The 15,035-nt window shown below is 37.0% G+C and carries 16 protein-coding genes and 1 pseudogene; 3 read left to right on the top strand and 14 right to left on the bottom strand.

Features of this window, described 5'->3' with window-relative positions:
* Position 1: 1 nt before the first annotated feature.
* From EII37_RS01845 to tatC, 14 genes and pseudogenes are all read right to left on the bottom strand, one after another.
* Complete coding sequence (locus EII37_RS01845) at positions 2-931, bottom strand: tagatose-6-phosphate kinase (RefSeq protein ID WP_124787403.1); 930 nt, start codon at positions 929-931, stop codon at positions 2-4.
* 10 nt (positions 932-941) lie between these two features.
* A complete protein-coding gene (lacB, locus tag EII37_RS01840; protein WP_001216914.1) occupies positions 942-1,457 on the bottom strand; it encodes a galactose-6-phosphate isomerase subunit LacB in 516 nt (171 codons plus the stop codon).
* Positions 1,458-1,487: 30 nt separating this feature from the next.
* Positions 1,488-1,913 carry a galactose-6-phosphate isomerase subunit LacA gene (gene lacA, locus EII37_RS01835; RefSeq protein ID WP_000029277.1) on the bottom strand — a complete coding sequence of 142 codons (426 nt, stop codon included), beginning with the start codon at positions 1,911-1,913 and terminating at the stop codon, positions 1,488-1,490.
* Positions 1,914-2,203: 290 nt separating this feature from the next.
* A complete protein-coding gene (locus EII37_RS01830) occupies positions 2,204-3,100 on the bottom strand; it encodes an aldose 1-epimerase family protein (protein ID WP_124787402.1) in 897 nt (298 codons plus the stop codon).
* Between the two features lie 99 nt (positions 3,101-3,199).
* The gene (locus EII37_RS01825; RefSeq protein WP_124787401.1) at positions 3,200-4,675 is read right to left on the bottom strand and encodes a PTS galactitol transporter subunit IIC; all 1,476 of its coding nucleotides are present in this window, start codon (positions 4,673-4,675) and stop codon (positions 3,200-3,202) included.
* A gap of 48 nt (positions 4,676-4,723) precedes the next feature.
* The gene (locus EII37_RS01820) at positions 4,724-5,029 is read right to left on the bottom strand and encodes a PTS sugar transporter subunit IIB (protein ID WP_124787400.1); all 306 of its coding nucleotides are present in this window, start codon (positions 5,027-5,029) and stop codon (positions 4,724-4,726) included.
* Positions 5,030-5,067: 38 nt separating this feature from the next.
* On the bottom strand, positions 5,068-5,544 hold the full coding sequence (locus tag EII37_RS01815) for a PTS sugar transporter subunit IIA (protein ID WP_169435153.1): 477 nt from the start codon (positions 5,542-5,544) through the stop codon (positions 5,068-5,070).
* Positions 5,545-5,741: 197 nt separating this feature from the next.
* The gene (locus tag EII37_RS01810) at positions 5,742-6,431 is read right to left on the bottom strand and encodes a sugar phosphate nucleotidyltransferase (RefSeq protein WP_000643974.1); all 690 of its coding nucleotides are present in this window, start codon (positions 6,429-6,431) and stop codon (positions 5,742-5,744) included.
* Positions 6,432-6,442: 11 nt separating this feature from the next.
* Entirely contained in the window at positions 6,443-7,321 is an 879-nt protein-coding gene (locus EII37_RS01805; protein WP_124787398.1) for a DMT family transporter, read from the bottom strand.
* Positions 7,311-8,180, bottom strand: a complete 870-nt coding sequence (locus EII37_RS01800) for a phosphotransferase family protein (protein WP_124787397.1) — start codon at positions 8,178-8,180, stop codon at positions 7,311-7,313. Before EII37_RS01800 ends, EII37_RS01805 begins: the two co-directional genes overlap by 11 nt.
* 16 nt (positions 8,181-8,196) lie before the next feature.
* Positions 8,197-9,219, bottom strand: coding sequence for a ribitol-5-phosphate dehydrogenase (locus EII37_RS01795; RefSeq protein WP_124787396.1), 1,023 nt, complete (start codon positions 9,217-9,219; stop codon positions 8,197-8,199).
* 4 nt (positions 9,220-9,223) lie between these two features.
* Positions 9,224-9,931 (bottom strand): 2-C-methyl-D-erythritol 4-phosphate cytidylyltransferase, encoded by a 708-nt coding sequence (locus tag EII37_RS01790; protein WP_124787395.1) that lies wholly within the window; start codon positions 9,929-9,931, stop codon positions 9,224-9,226.
* Between the two features lie 332 nt (positions 9,932-10,263).
* Positions 10,264-10,434 carry a twin-arginine translocase TatA/TatE family subunit gene (gene tatA / locus EII37_RS01785; RefSeq protein WP_124787394.1) on the bottom strand — a complete coding sequence of 57 codons (171 nt, stop codon included), beginning with the start codon at positions 10,432-10,434 and terminating at the stop codon, positions 10,264-10,266.
* Positions 10,418-11,091 (bottom strand): annotated as a pseudogene (gene tatC, locus EII37_RS01780) (twin-arginine translocase subunit TatC). The gene tatA and the pseudogene tatC overlap by 17 nt, the downstream one beginning before the upstream one ends.
* Before the next feature lie 366 nt (positions 11,092-11,457).
* Here tatC and EII37_RS01775 point away from each other — a divergent pair.
* The 3 genes from EII37_RS01775 to EII37_RS01765 all read left to right on the top strand — a co-directional run bounded on the left by EII37_RS01775 (position 11,458) and on the right by EII37_RS01765 (position 14,929).
* Positions 11,458-12,063 carry a recombinase family protein gene (locus EII37_RS01775; protein WP_124787393.1) on the top strand — a complete coding sequence of 202 codons (606 nt, stop codon included), beginning with the start codon at positions 11,458-11,460 and terminating at the stop codon, positions 12,061-12,063.
* A 163-nt stretch (positions 12,064-12,226) separates the two neighbouring features.
* Complete coding sequence (locus tag EII37_RS01770; RefSeq protein ID WP_185695935.1) at positions 12,227-13,819, top strand: LPXTG cell wall anchor domain-containing protein; 1,593 nt, start codon at positions 12,227-12,229, stop codon at positions 13,817-13,819.
* Positions 13,820-13,885: 66 nt separating this feature from the next.
* Positions 13,886-14,929: a DUF6287 domain-containing protein gene (locus tag EII37_RS01765; protein ID WP_124787391.1), complete on the top strand. Its 1,044-nt coding sequence runs from the start codon at positions 13,886-13,888 to the stop codon at positions 14,927-14,929.
* The last annotated feature ends 106 nt before the right edge of the window (positions 14,930-15,035 follow it).

Here is a 15,035-nt window from a genome sequence, read left to right as displayed (position 1 = left end):
TTTATACCTCTTTTACTATTAATTGATCATATAGAGCTTGATAGTTAGCCATGTTGACATGACCAGTCATTTTTTCTTGAGCATTGAGCATACCAAGGACATTAGCCTTGATGAGTAGTTCTGCATCCGATTCTTTATGAAGAAGTCCTGAAGAAATCCCTGCCACAGTAGAGTCTCCAGATCCGACAGGGTTGACTACCTGAATTCTAGGAATATCGACCTTGTAGAAAGTGTCACCATGTTTGGCAAAGGCACCGTTGGCACCAAGTGAAACGATAATCCATTCAATACCTGCAAACAAAGGTTCTTGAAGGACTTCTTTTAATTCATCCAAATCCTCAGAAACTTCTCTTCCAAGAAGCTGAGACAATTCCTCATTATTTGGTTTGATGACTGTTGGTTTATGTGGTGATTCAAGAACCGCCTGAAGTGCTGCACCAGAGCAGTCCAAGACAACAGACTTGCCAGCTTGATTAGCAAGTTCTACCAAGCTCGCATAGTAATCAACTGGAAGGCCAGCTGGCAGACTACCTGAGATAGCTACTACTTCAACTGAGTCCAAGAGTTTTTTGAAATGATCCAAAAAGCCTTGACCTTCTTGTTCAAGAACTTCAGGTCCTTTTTCAAGAACTTCTGTTTGGTTGTCACCGTGGAGAATAGCAATACAGTTCCGAGTTTCTCCCTGAATTGAAAAGAAATCTTTCTTTACTTGATCATCGATATTCTCAACCAAAAACTCACCAAGTTTGCCACCCACTAAACCAGTAGCAAGAACAGAATCCCCAAATTCTGAAAGTACTCGGGTAACATTGAGTCCCTTACCACCAGCCGTTTTGGTTACATCAACCACACGATTGACAGTATCAATCTTTAACTCATCCAAGGGATAGGAAATATCAATGGATGGGTTCATTGTGACTGTTAAAATCATAGGTCACCTCTTAGTCGTGGTATTCTCCGCGATCCCATTTTTCAAGGAATTCAGTGAAGAAGTTTGCGTCTGTTTGTCGATCATTGTGACTTTCAACGTGTTCAATTTTCGCAATCAATTTTTTATTTTCTTCAGATGGTTTGTATTCAGCATGAATGAAAGCTTCGATGATATCACACATGAGCAATTCACCAGTAATCTTACCACCAAAACCGATAACGTTGGCGTTCAATTGTTCTTTAGCATAAAGTGCTGTTGTCATATCACGAACCAAGGCAGAACGAACACCAGGAACTTTATTTACAGCATTGTTGATACCAACACCAGTACCACAGATACATACCCCAAGATCAGCTTGACCGCTAGTTACAGCTTCCCCTACTTTTTTACCAAAGATTGGGTAGTGAGTACGTGTATGGTCATATGTACCAAAGTCAATAACTTCATATCCTTTTGATTTCAAAAATTCTGAAACCGCCATTTTTTCATCTGTTACGATGTGGTCACATCCAATTGCAATTCTCATTTTTAACTTACCTTTCTTACTGTAATCTAATTAGCACATTTTGTTCAACATGTCGACACGAATTTGGTGACGTCCACCATCGTATTTACCGTTAACAAATCCTTTAGCGATGTTTTTAGCCAATTCATCACCAACAAGTTGTGCACCCATAGTGATCATACGTGAGTTGTTGTGTCCACGAGTCATATAAGCTGAACGTTCGTCAGATACTTCTGCAGCAACCATTCCTTTGATTTTAGTTGCAACCATGAATGGACCAGCTCCATAAGCATCAATCACGATACCAAGGTTTTGTTCTTCTTTGTTTACTTCTGCAGCAACAGCAAGAGTCACATCAACAAAGTCTTGACCTTCAGCTGTAACATCCACAACGTGGAAGTTTTCTTTTTCCAAGAAGTCTTTCACAACTTCTTTCAATCTCAAACCTGCAGCATCTGCACCGATAACAATAGACATATTGTTTCTCCTTTTTATTTTTTCTAGGCTAGTAAAACCTTTTATAGTTAGCAGTTTACCTACAAAAGTTTTCTAGCAGTTTATTGACAAATTAGATTGAATGAGATGAATGACACCTTATTCAAGTTTAGGAAACCAGTTCCCTAGAAATAATCCTTCTCCACGAAAGAGAATATAACAAGTGATTATTTGTTTGTTGCAAACATCATTTGTTGCTTACAAACATAATATACTCCTATTTCCTGAAAAAGTCAACAGTTAATGTTTGTTTTTGTGTTTTATTTTTTAATCTAAAAAATTTCGATGTCAAAACCAATTTGATCCACTTGACCAGGTTCTAGGAGACGAACATTCTTCTTATCTTCTAGATGATCTCCTTCTTCAAGGGATGTTGACAAGCCAGACCATGGTTCAAAAGCAATGAAAGGTCCTTTATTCAAAGTTGACCAGATGATGAGATTTGGAAACTCTGCAAAGTGCACTTTCAATCCCTTATCATGTTTACGAGAACGAAGGGCAATTGTTCTAGATTGCAATTCATCTAAGGTGACTGCATCCGTGCTGAAAAGATTATAATTAAGATCTAATTCTTTTTGACCCTCTAGCCATGGACTTCTATCTTGAAAATCCAGCATTCCCGTTTCTGGGAAAGGACGTGGAACAGAGCAAGTCTCTTCTTTCTCAAACTCTAAATAGTAATCTTCATAGACTTCATCATCCAGTAGAGGACAATTAAATCCTGGATGTCCACCAATAAAGTAAGGCAGGACCTTGCTAGTTTCTTTATTAAATATTTTGTATTGAGTTCGTACTGTCTTGCCAGTAAGGATATAAGTGATTTCTAGGCGGAAATGATAAGGATAGTTCTGATAGCTATTCTCATCATCTTCAATTGCAAAAGTTACACTCTTGTCTGTCTGTTCAACTAATTCAAATTCTTTCTTACGAACCAAACCATGACGAGGAATATTTCCTTTTCTTTCTTGTCCCTTCTCATCTATATAGAGAGCTGTATCCTCTCTCAAAGAACCACAAATGGGGAAGAGAACAGGAGCTTGTCCACTCCAATAAGTGGCATCCCCTTGCCACAAATACTCCAGTCCCTCAGCATCTTTTATAGAAGAAAGAGCCCCACCAAAACTGTTAAATTGTACACTTAATTGTTCTGATTTTAATTCAATTACCATTATTTTCTCCGATTTCTTGATAGTTTATAAAAAACTAGGCTGTCACTCCTAAAAGGTATGACAACCTAGTTTCAACAATTTACATTTTATAGGAGCGCATTATTTTGCTTTTGCTGCGTACTCTTCGTTACGTTTGATCATTTGTTTTCTGTACCAAGCAAAGATACCGATATAGAATACAAGGAAGACTACAGCACCAAGGATTGCTTTGATATCACCAGTTGTAGTGTTACCAATTGTCCAACCAAGAAGTTTTTCGATTGGTCCTTCAAGAGTTGAGTGAGTAATCAATTGAGTTTGACTCACACCTGCTGGGAAGGCACCTACACCTTTAGCAAGCTCTGTTGCAAATGGTGCAATAAGTGTACCTGAAAGAAGGAAGAGTGGCAACAAGAGTGTTCCGAAGATAATCATACGGAGCAATTTACCACGTGTTACAACCAAGAGAGCTGGAGTAACACCCATAGCGATGATACCTGCAAGTGGCAAGATACCATTTCCGACTTTTGAAAGAAGCACAGCTTCAACCAACATGATTGGTGCAAGTACGTTTGCACAAGCCCAAACTTCAGCACGACCAGCGATGAAAGGCCAGTCAAGACCGATGTTGAATTTACGTCCTTGAAGACGTTTAGTAGCGACGTTTGTAATACCTTGTGAAAGTGGCTCTACGGCAGCGATGAACCATGAACCGATAAGTGAGAAGAGTTCCAAAGATACACCAGCTGTCAAACCAAGAGACAACCAACCTTTAATAACTAATTGCCAGTTTGATGCTTCTTCTACTCCAGCAACTGGATGTGGAGTACCCATCAAACCGATAACGATACCAAGGATGAAACCGATGAAGAATTTAGATCCCCAGAAACCGATTTTCTTGTTCAATTTAGCAGCATCAAAGTCATATTTATCTAGACCTGGGAAGAATTTTTCAAAAATCTTATCCAAAACCATGATAACTGGGTTCATCATGTAGTTCATGTGAGTTGAAGTCATTGGTGATGAACTTGGCGCGTTAAGAAGGTCATCAAATGTAGGTTTCATCAAATCAGAGTTGATGATTTTAAGAACACCTACAAGGACAACTGCTGCAGTTGCGATGAAGAGAGAAACCCCTTGGCTAACTCCATTGTTATCAGCATACCATTTAATCAAAAGACCTGTGATAGACAAGTGCCAGATATCGAAGATATCGACGTCGAGTGTATCAGTTTTCTTCATAGCAAGCATCACTACGTTGACAATCAACATGATGAGCAAGAAGTAAAGTGTCCAAGCAGATCCCCAAGTGATTGTAGCAAGTGGTGCCCAACCAACGTCGGTGATGTTCAATTGAATACCAGTATTTTCAACGAATTTTGCAAGTGATGCTGAGAAAGCACCATTTAACATACCGATGATAGCACCGATACCAGTAAGAGCGATGGCAAGTTTGATACCACCTTCAAGCGCTTTGGAGAATTTCACTCCAAAAAGTAAAGCCAATACTGTCAAAATGATCAGCATGATGATCGGTCCACCCATTTCCAAGATAGGTTTGAACAGCTTATTGGCTAGTTCGATAATGACATCCATAATAGTTCCTCCCGTTTTTTGTGTTATATGAATGTTGACAAATTAAAATTAGCTTAATCCGTTTTCTTTGATAGCTGCTTCAATATTATCAAATACTGGAGCACTCATAGCTGGGATACGGAATAAGATTGGTCCAGCTTCGATAACTGGAATACCTGGGTCAAAACCAAGATCTGTTGCAGCAATTGGTGTAAAAATGTCATAACCTTTCATAAGGTCTTCGTTAACATCTTTTACCATAACTGCATCACAGTGAACATCAAAACCGCGGTTTGAAAGTTCTTCTTCAAGAGCACTTTTAATTTGGTGGCTTGAGTTAACACCTGCACCGCAGGCAGCAAGAATTTTAATCATATGGATTTCCTCCGATTTAATATTTTTAATAGACAAGATTATGCAGTTGCTTCAGCTATATAAGCGTAGATAGCTTCTGGTTCAGAAATTTTAGCCAAATCTTCCAAATGACCATTTCCTGTAAAGAAGTCCATCAACTGAGCAAGAATGTTCGTTTGACTTGAACTTGAGTTATTAATGATAAAGAAGAGCAAGGATACTTCTACTTCCTTATCTGGCGCAATCATATTGTGGAAAGTCACTGGTTTTTCTAATCGAACGACCACAACTTTTTCGGCAAGATTATGAATTGTATCTGTATGAGGAATAGCCACATTCGGCAAATCCTTACCCAAAAATTCCATATCCAAGCCAGTTGGAAATGACTTTTCACGCGTGATCAAGGCTTCACGATAAGTTGGAGTTACGATTTCCCGTTCTTCCAATAAAGTTGCAACCTGATCAAAGAGTTGTTCTTGATTATCCGCTTCTAAGCAAAACACAAGGTTTTTGTCAAAGAAATGATCTAATCCCATAAGGTTTTCCCTTCTTTCCATTAACTTTATGCTATAAGTATAACACTATATGAAATCGTTGTCAATAATTTTCTGTTGTTTTTTGTTCATTTTTTGTTTTTTTTATATTTAACAACCATATTTCAAACAATTATTAAAAATATCAAACTAAAGTGAAGTAAAAAACATCCGACTGTTTCAGCCAGATGTTGGAATCTTTAATTTTCGTTTTTAAGAATTTCTTCTAATTTATGGTAGTCTTGGACACTATCGATTTCATAGATGCTATTGCCTTCTAATTCTTCAACATAGACATCTAGTTCTTTGATATTATCCTTAACCATATTATCCCAGTAGAGATCAACAAACTCACCACTTGCATAAGCCTTATCGATAAAGCTGACAATCTTTTCTGCAGTTGGAGCGTCCCAGAAGGATACACCACTAAGGATGCGACCCGCCTTACTATCAACAGTAATGTCTTGAACCTTATAGTCATCTCCATAGACCAAGAACCATTCGTTGGTACAATCTTCACGATAGACACTAAAATAAGTCGAACGAGTCAAATCATTGCGGAACATATTTTTAAAGAGATAATTATCGGCATCAATAACATAGCTGTTAGCTAATTCTTCTTTTACAAGATAGAGAGAGTAAAAGTTATTGTAGTCAGCGTATTTATCATTGAAGACGAGGCGAACACCATATTTTTCTTTCAAGTAATCGAATTGTTCTTTAAGGTAACCAACAATGATGATGATGTCATTGATTCCTTTTTCTTTTAAAAACTCAATTTGGTATTCAATCAAGGGTTTTTGATTAACCTGAACCAAGGCTTTAGGGGTATTTTCAGTCATGGGACGCAAGCGAGTTCCCAATCCCGCTGCTAAGATGATGGCTTTCACACGAATCTCCTTTATTCTTTAATAATAATATAAACTCCAGCAATGACAACAAGTGAAGTAATAATGGTCAGCATATCTAGCGGTGCACCCAAGAAAACAACTGCAAACAAGACTGTCCAAACTACATAACTCACGTTTAATCCTGTTGCCTTGGCTGGTTGCAAGCGATTGATAGCGATATAATAAGCCAAGTAGGAAATCATATCAAAGGCTGCAAAGACAATCATAAGACCTAGTAATTGTCCATTGGTTACTTCTGCAAATGACTGATGAGAGAAGAGTACAATCACAAGATAAGACAAGAATGAAGTCACTTGACGGATTAAGAGGGCTTCAATTTCACTTAATTCACTTTCCATAGCAAAAGAGCTGAGAACACTCTCACTTCCCCATGCAATAGCACAAACCAAAGCACAGAGAATACCAATGTAAAAGGAATTGACCTGTTCAACCTTATAGGTCTGAGCAATAATTCCTCCAATAATCAAGACAATCCCAAATACAGTATTTTTTGAAATCTTGTGCTTCAAAAAGAAGAAAGCCAATAAAACTGAAACTGCAGGGTAGATAGCCGATACAGATGAAGCCAAGGAACTACCGATATACTTAACCGCATAAAGATTGGCCTGCATACCGATGGGGCCTGCTAATAAGGCTCCGATGATCACACTAACATTGCGAATATTTAAGAAAATTGAGAGACGAACTTTTCCTTCTTTTACCAAGAGAAAAGCTAGTAGTATAAAGATACTCAAGAAATCGTGAGCAGCAGCAACCACAAAGGGTGACAAATCTGTAAAAATCGAAAAGATATAAGCACTAACCGTTAGACCTAAACCCCAGAAAACACCTGAGAGTAGACCGAAGGAAACTCCATTTTTATTTTTCATCTGAACCTCCATAATATGACAAACCTTTAACAGCTCTTTGGTAACGATTCACACCATAGTCACCAAAATCTGCACCTTGCTCTTCTTTGTAGACTGTCCATAAACTCCAAATAGCATCTTGTAAAATTTTATAGATTGCAATCTTTTCACGAGAGACAGGTGTTTGCTCACTCTCATAGCGAGACAAGAAGGCTTCTTCCTCTTGGTGAGTGAATTCAGACTCTAAAAAGAGGGCTGCCAAATCCCACATTGGATCGTTCATTGATGAATATTCCCAGTCAATCAGATAAAGTCGTCCTTGAGGTGATTCGATAAAGTTTTCAGGCACCAAATCGATATGACAAGATTTTCTGTCAACACCTAAGTCAGCCAGTCTTTTCTCTAAGGAGAAGACTTCTTCTCTAACTGCTTCATAGTTAGCATAAGGGATTTTTTCTTCAATCAAGGATTCGTATTTTTTGATTTCTTCAAAAGGAGCAAATTCTCCTCTTAATTCCTTGCCAGAAGCATGAATGGTTTGTAAAATTGGAGCAATTTTATCAAATTTGGTCTTGATTGACGTTGAATCAAGCGTAATCGCAGATTCGATATACTCATTTACTTTGATCCCAGCTTCAATATCAAAAAGATAATTTTTGACATCTAGGTCTAAATCTTTAAGTAGTTCAAGATTGTACTTTTCATCTTGACGATTGATCAGTTTTTCAGTCCCTTTACCAAAGAACTTAACAATGTACTGCTTATTTGTTGTTTTGACCAAATAGTTTTGATTGGTCATTCCCCCCAGTTGTTCAACACTGAGGACTCCCTCTTCTTCACTAAGTAGGGAAGAAATTTTTTCTTTAATGATTTTCTCCACAATTAACCTCCAGCACTTATACTTCCCACTTAAACACAGTTTTAAAGGCTGTGTTTAAATCGGTCGCAAAGACACGGTGAATATCTTTAATTTCTCTTACAGGTTCTTCTAGATAAAGGATATTTTTAAGACGATTAGCAAATTTCTTTACTTCCATCATTTGGATTGCATTTTCAAAATCGATGCGACCAGAACGAGAGGAACCAACCAAGAGCAAGCCTTTTTCTAAGGCATCGCGTGTATTGAGATTGACTTTATATTCACTAACGCCCATCATGAGAATCGTTCCCTGAGGACGAATGTAGCGAATCAGGTCATTAATAGCTGGTCCAGTACCATCACCACCACAACACTCAAAAGCATGGTCAAAGGCCAAATCTTCAGGAATATTATCAGTGATATAGCATTCTTTGGCAAATGAAAAGAGTTCCAACTTTTCCCAATGACGACCAATAACCACAATCTCTGCTTCTGGTAGAGTATAGTTGATAATATTGGCAACCACAAAAGCTAAACTGCCATCTCCGATAACGGCGATTCGATCCCGCTTGCTATGAGCAAGGGTCAATAGGCGATTCATGGCATGCATACCGACACTGACGAACTCTGTAATGGCTGCAACCGTATCTTCGATAGCATCATAAGCCACCACACGATGTTTAGGAAGAGAAACAAACTCTCTCATAAAGCCATCAAAGCCACTAGACAAGAAATGAGTCCCTGTCATGTAGTTCTCATAGAATTCTTCATCACTCTGCATAGGAGGCTGATTGGGAATCATAACAACTTTTTGACCAACCTCGTAGGTTCCTGTTGGGTCAGAAATAACGGTTCCACATGACTCGTGAATCATTGCCATTGGCAGTTTTTTATTCAAAATCTTTGGATCACGTTTTCCTTGATAGTAACGCTGATCCGCATGACAGACAGCCATATAATTAGGGCGGATGAGGATATGATTCTCTTGATCAATAGCCTCTTCCTGGTATTTGACATTGATAAACTTGGGCTTAGTCAGTTGATAAATTTGATTAATCATTTTATTACTCTTCCTCAATCATGCTTTTTGCAATCTTCAGATCTGTTACTGTAGTAATTTTCAGATTTGAATATTCACCTTTAGCCAAGGCCACATCTTTTCCTTTGATCACAAAGATTTTACATGCATCTGTTAAGATTTCTTTCTCTTCGGCAGAGAGAGAACCGTAAAGGTCCATGAAGTCCTTACAACGGAATGTTTGAGGTGTTTGTCCTTGATAGAGGTGAGCACGATTTGGAATATCTGTAATAAATTGACCGTTAGTGCTTTCAACGATAGTATCAACAGCTTCTACCACTGTGTCCACTGCGTCATGATTTTGAGCAAGTTGGATATTATCCTGAATCATGCGAAGCGTAATAAATGGACGAACAGAATCGTGGGTAACAACGATATCCTCTGGAGTAAGCGGACGATAAGCATCAATAGCTTCAATGATTTTCTCAATACTCGTATTACGGTCAGCACCACCTTTTGTAATGATGATACGTTCCTTATGAAGGGGCAGATATTTATCTACAAGATCCTCTGCGTGGGAAACCCAGTCTCCATGAACACCAACTACAATTTTTTCAATACTTGGTTCCAAGACAAATTTTTCAATTGTATGAATCAAAATAGGTCGATCACCTAGTTCTAAAAATTGTTTTGGTAAATTACTAATTCCCATGCGAGTACCAGTTCCACCGGCAAGAATTCCTGCATAAATCATCTTTTTTCTCCTTTGTCTTACTAAAAAACTTATTCTCTCTATTATACCACAATCTAGTCCTATCTTGAAAGAAATACCAGACCTCCCGTTCTAGAATAGAAAGGTTCAGTAATACTGTTATTAAAAACTAGATCATTTCCAGTAGTGACTAGGAATTCTGTAGTCATTACTAATAAATAGCTGTGAAATTTTAGAGTTCTTCAGAATAATATAATTTTCTTAAAGAAAGCTTAAATTTAGATTTTCTTAATACAAGAAAAAGCTAGGAAATAATAAATTGTCCGATAGATACACACTTCCTAACTTCTTATTTTTAGTAAAACTCACAAGTCTTACTCTCCCTTATCTTGATTTTCAGTTCCTTTAACTGCTTTTTTAAACTCAGATAGCATTTTACCGATTGAGTCGCCTAGTTCAGGTAATCGCTTTGGTCCGAAGATCAAGAGAGCTCCTAGAACAATGATAATCAATCCTGGTGCTCCGATATCACGTAAAATTCCCATTTCTCGCTCCTTTCTGCTTGCGTTTCATAATGTGTTTGCTGATGGCAAACTCAATTCATAGAGTAAAATCAAGGGGGCAGTCATTGCCAAATCGCTGACAAAGTCAGCTGGTGTCAAGATGACTGCAAGTACCAATAAGATAAAATAGGCATGTCTGCGATAAGCAATCAATAATTCTGGTCCAATGAGTCCAATCGACGTCAAAAAGGCAATGATAACTGGCAATTCAAAAATCAGGGCCAAAGGTAAGGTCGTTTGAAAAACAAAGGACAGATAATTTTGGGCAGTTAACTGCGTTTCAAATAATCCTTCTCCTAGCCCTAATAAAACCTGAAGTAAGGCTGGTGTTATAAAGTAAAAACCAAAAGCCAGTCCAACTAGAAAACAAAGGAAACTAGCTGGAATATAGACAAAGACAGCTCTAGCTTCTTCCTTCTTTAAACCAGGTTTGATGAAAGACCAAATATGATAAACTGTGTAAGGCAAAGTGATGGTAAAGGCCATCAGACTAGCCAAGCGTATGTAAATCCATAAAATATCATTAGGTCCTAAAACAATCAACTTTTGCTGAAAAGATTGGGTCACATACTGGTAAATCTGGTCTGCAAAAAGCAGAGAAACACAGAATACTAAAAAGAAACAAATGACTACTGCCAATAATCTCTTTCTAAATTCTACCAGATGTTCACTGAGGGCAAACATGGAAATAAAGGAGCCTGTCTTGGTCACTGTTTCCATTTGTGACTCCATAAAGGCATTCCATTTTTTGACCGAGGATTTGCTGTGAAGCCAGATTCATGCAAAAATTGAACATACTATTTTTAATTTTTGTAAACCTCAAAAAGGTTGATTTAAAAGGATTTTAAGTCCTTAGGATTTTTTATCCAACACTACTATTCACGCATCCAAGACAAAATCTTGGCAAAAAGATACAGTAGCAAAGAGTACACCAAACTACCACTCATTATGGGCGGTAGTTTTCTTTTCGTCTAAAATAGAGATAAAAAGATAGGTGGTAGCCTTATGCGTTATGGTTATGTACGAGTATCCACTAAGGAGCAAAATATCGATAGACAAATGTCTGCCTTGGCATTCGAAAATATCCCTCAAAATCAAATTTTTATAGATAGGGCCTCTGGAAAAGATTTTGACAGGACGGAATACAAAAAATTGCTAACAGTTCTACAAGCAGATGATGAGATAGTTATTAAATCAATTGATAGACTCGGACGGAACTACGATGATATTTTAGAACAATGGCAGTTACTCACCAAGACAAAAAAGGTACATATCAGCGTTTTAGATTTTCCACTCTTAAATACTAAAAATACCAGCGATACAATCACTGGTAAACTAATTTCTGATTTGGTTTTACAGGTTCTATCCTATGTGTCGCAAATGGAAAGAGAGCAAATCAAGCAAAGACAACTAGAAGGAATTCGAGAAGCTCAAAAAAGAGGGAAACAGTTCGGAAGACCGAAGATAAATGTTCCACCAAATTTTTATGATTTAGCAAAAAAACACAGACAAAAAGAAATAACTCTTCGTGAAGGAGCAGAAATCTTAGGAGTTTCCAAAAGTACTTTTCATAATTGGATAAAAAATTATAGTTTTTGTCAAAAAAAGTAGGAAATTTTGGACAACTAATATTTCACTATTTTTAATTCAAAATAATGAAAAATTTAGTATTTTGATGGATTATATCTTCTGTATTCATTCTATCAATTTTGTCCATAAAAGTCTACATTATTGGACAAGGGATTGCTTCAAAAATAATAGGAGGTCTCTTTTAATGAAGACAAAATCTACAATCAACCTTTTTGCAACTACTATCTTGGCTACTGCAACAATTAGTGCAGTAAACGTAGCTACTCATCCTAGTAACGTTTTTGCCAGTGAAGTTACTCAAGTACCAAATAAAAATAATGTCGGTACTCATACGACTTTTGAGACAGATCCAGTCTTTAAAAACTTCGAAGAAGGCGAAAAATATCTTGACAATTACGTTAAACCAACAATCGAAAATAGTCGATACGGTTATTTCACAGCATCAGTTGTACCCGATGGTTTGGGAGGCAATTATCTAGTCTCAGGTTTCATCGATTCTCATTCTGAAGATGAAGAAGTGATTAAGGGAAATAAAGAAACTGCTCAAAAGATTGTCAAAAACGCGGGTATTGATCTCACTAATTTAACCAATCAAAGTAATGGAGTTCTTACTGGTAAGATTACTGAAACACAACGAGACGGCTTCCCAACTGTAACGTTTGAAACAGATGCTGTATTCAAAAACTTCGATGAAGCTAACTCTTACGCTGAGGGGCATGGGGCAGAAATTCTGGACGCAACAAAAGGATATAAGGACTATTCTCTTAAAGCAGAACCTGCATTAAACGGTACTTCTAACTATCTAGTTAGTGGTGAAATCCGTGCCTATAAAGATTATTCAGGCGCAAGTGTAACTGCTGAACAAGCAAAGAAGAATATCGAAGCTGCTGCTCGTAAGGTAGTTAATGATGCAAAACCTTCAATTTCAACTACAAAACCTGTTACTCCAGCTAAGCCTGTGGAAGAAGTTAAACCTGCAACACCTACTAAGCCAGTAGATGAAGGAAAAACTTCTAATGATATCAAGAAAATTGATGGTGAATTTACTGAGATAAAAACAACTTCTACAGGGTTAACATTTAAAGCGAAATTATATGAAGAACTTCCTCACGATGGCCCATATACTCCCAATATTCACGCAACTTTAACTGATAAAGCAACAGGTAAAGAAGTTGCTAAAACTAGTGTTGTATTAGAAGGCTTATCAGAAGGATTAAAAAAAGCGGATGCTTTATTTTATGCTAACCTCCTTGAAGGTATTATTTTTGAACCATCTCTTACCCCAGGGAACTACGTTCTAACAGTTGAAGGGACTGCAGGAGCAACTTACGGACAAAATACTGATAAAAGAAAACGCTATTTTATCTTTAGCACAGAGGTTACATTGACAGGAGAAAATAACACAACAACTACTACTCAACCTGAAAAAACAAAAGACAGTACTACAAAACCTAAGTCAGACCAGACAACAAACAACGTTAATAACAATCAACAGCCAAGCAATGATAAAAATAAACAAACTACTAACAATAACACTGGCAAGCAAGATAAAAATGAATTAAGCACTAATAAAACTAGTGATACAAAGACAGACAAACAAAATTCTGATAATACGCTATCACAAGAAAAACAACAAGCTACCAGCACTTCTACTAAACCAGAAAACGATAAAAATACTTTACCAAACACAGGTGAATCAACATCTATTCTTGACTTTATCGGTACTGTCCTTTCAATCACTGGACTAGGATTTATCGTAAAACGTAAACGTGGATAGAGAGATTAAACGACTGTAGAATACTATCTTACAAACTTAAACAGTTCTAACATTATAAAATTAGCTATGATTAAAAAAACAACCTTATTTACTATTCTTGCTTTAACTAGCTTGACTCTTGTAGCCTGCCAACAAAAGCAAGAAGCTACTACTTCAGCAAGTACAGAACAAACGAGTTCTACTAGTACGGAAGCATTCAGCTCCTCTTCTGAAGTGAAGAAAACGGATTATAGTTTATATAACGAGGTAATAGAAAAATATTCTCAACCACAAAATAAACCCTCTAAGGATATTAATCCCAAAGCTAACTTAAAAGATAATTCTCCACAAGTATATTCAGATATTGAATACTGCCTATATGATTTTGATAAAAATGTGACGGACGAACTAATCATTGCTCTGAAAATTAAGTCAGGTAAACATGATATTTTAGACATCAGAACGATTCAGAATGATAAAGTTATTCAACTCACTAATGCAGAAAATCATTTAGATTTTATCGGAGAAAAAGTGATTTTTGTCCCTCTTGAAGATGGTTATTTTCAACTTTCAAGTGCATCTGGCGGTAAACAATCTCACAAGCTCTATAAACTAAATACAAATACGCCTGACTTAGAATTACTCACTGAATCAGATACAGAAGATGGCTTAGGAACTAGACCACCACTACTGAACCAAGATACATTTACTTGGAAATCTGTAGCAAATCCAATATCAGGAGAAACAACACCCTCACAAGAAACTAAAGGAATGAATCTATCAGCTATCCAAAACGGTGATTTTTCAAGTATCACTGGTACATGGCGCAATAGTGCTGGTGTAGAACTTGTATTTGATGAACATGGACTGGTTAGTGATAATTCGCAAGTTTCAATTGAACATGCTAAAGAAATTGACCACTATATTAAGGCAAATTTACTCCCTAAAAATGGAGGAGCTGGTGGTTCTGCCCTTGCCTTTTTACCTGCAGGAATTCCTTTGACAATGGCTATTACTTCTTCACCCGAAAACGGATATAAGGATCCGTCCGATATTAGCCAAGAACGACTATGGACAGGACAACAACTTATAGAAGGAAATAGCTCAGGATTTTTCTATAAGGTAGAATAGTCTTGGTAGCCTCTTAAACTAGCTCATAAAATATCTATTAACTTTTCATAAATACATATAGGATAAATATTCTTATTTTCTTAGAATATTTATCCTATATTTTTAT

The organism is Streptococcus sp. OH4692_COT-348, from assembly GCF_003859975.1.
GTDB lineage: Bacteria > Bacillota > Bacilli > Lactobacillales > Streptococcaceae > Streptococcus.
Note: the sequence above shows the minus strand (reverse complement) of the source record. Positions and strands in the feature narration are given on the sequence as shown.

Bases quoted from the DNA above. Each gene is read 5' to 3' on its own strand.
- EII37_RS01845 (WP_124787403.1), bottom strand. From the start codon at position 931: ATGATTTTAACAGTCACAATGAACCCATCCATTGATATTTCCTATCCC.
- lacB (WP_001216914.1), bottom strand. From the start codon at position 1,457: ATGAGAATTGCAATTGGATGTGACCACATCGTAACAGATGAAAAAATG.
- lacA (WP_000029277.1), bottom strand. From the start codon at position 1,913: ATGTCTATTGTTATCGGTGCAGATGCTGCAGGTTTGAGATTGAAAGAA.
- EII37_RS01830 (WP_124787402.1), bottom strand. From the start codon at position 3,100: ATGGTAATTGAATTAAAATCAGAACAATTAAGTGTACAATTTAACAGT.
- EII37_RS01825 (WP_124787401.1), bottom strand. From the start codon at position 4,675: ATGGATGTCATTATCGAACTAGCCAATAAGCTGTTCAAACCTATCTTG.
- EII37_RS01820 (WP_124787400.1), bottom strand. From the start codon at position 5,029: ATGATTAAAATTCTTGCTGCCTGCGGTGCAGGTGTTAACTCAAGCCAC.
- EII37_RS01815 (WP_169435153.1), bottom strand. From the start codon at position 5,544: ATGGGATTAGATCATTTCTTTGACAAAAACCTTGTGTTTTGCTTAGAA.
- EII37_RS01805 (WP_124787398.1), bottom strand. From the start codon at position 7,321: ATGAAAAATAAAAATGGAGTTTCCTTCGGTCTACTCTCAGGTGTTTTC.
- EII37_RS01795 (WP_124787396.1), bottom strand. From the start codon at position 9,219: ATGATTAATCAAATTTATCAACTGACTAAGCCCAAGTTTATCAATGTC.
- EII37_RS01790 (WP_124787395.1), bottom strand. From the start codon at position 9,931: ATGATTTATGCAGGAATTCTTGCCGGTGGAACTGGTACTCGCATGGGA.
- tatA (WP_124787394.1), bottom strand. From the start codon at position 10,434: ATGGGAATTTTACGTGATATCGGAGCACCAGGATTGATTATCATTGTT.
- EII37_RS01775 (WP_124787393.1), top strand. From the start codon at position 11,458: ATGCGTTATGGTTATGTACGAGTATCCACTAAGGAGCAAAATATCGAT.
- EII37_RS01770 (WP_185695935.1), top strand. From the start codon at position 12,227: ATGAAGACAAAATCTACAATCAACCTTTTTGCAACTACTATCTTGGCT.
- EII37_RS01765 (WP_124787391.1), top strand. From the start codon at position 13,886: ATGATTAAAAAAACAACCTTATTTACTATTCTTGCTTTAACTAGCTTG.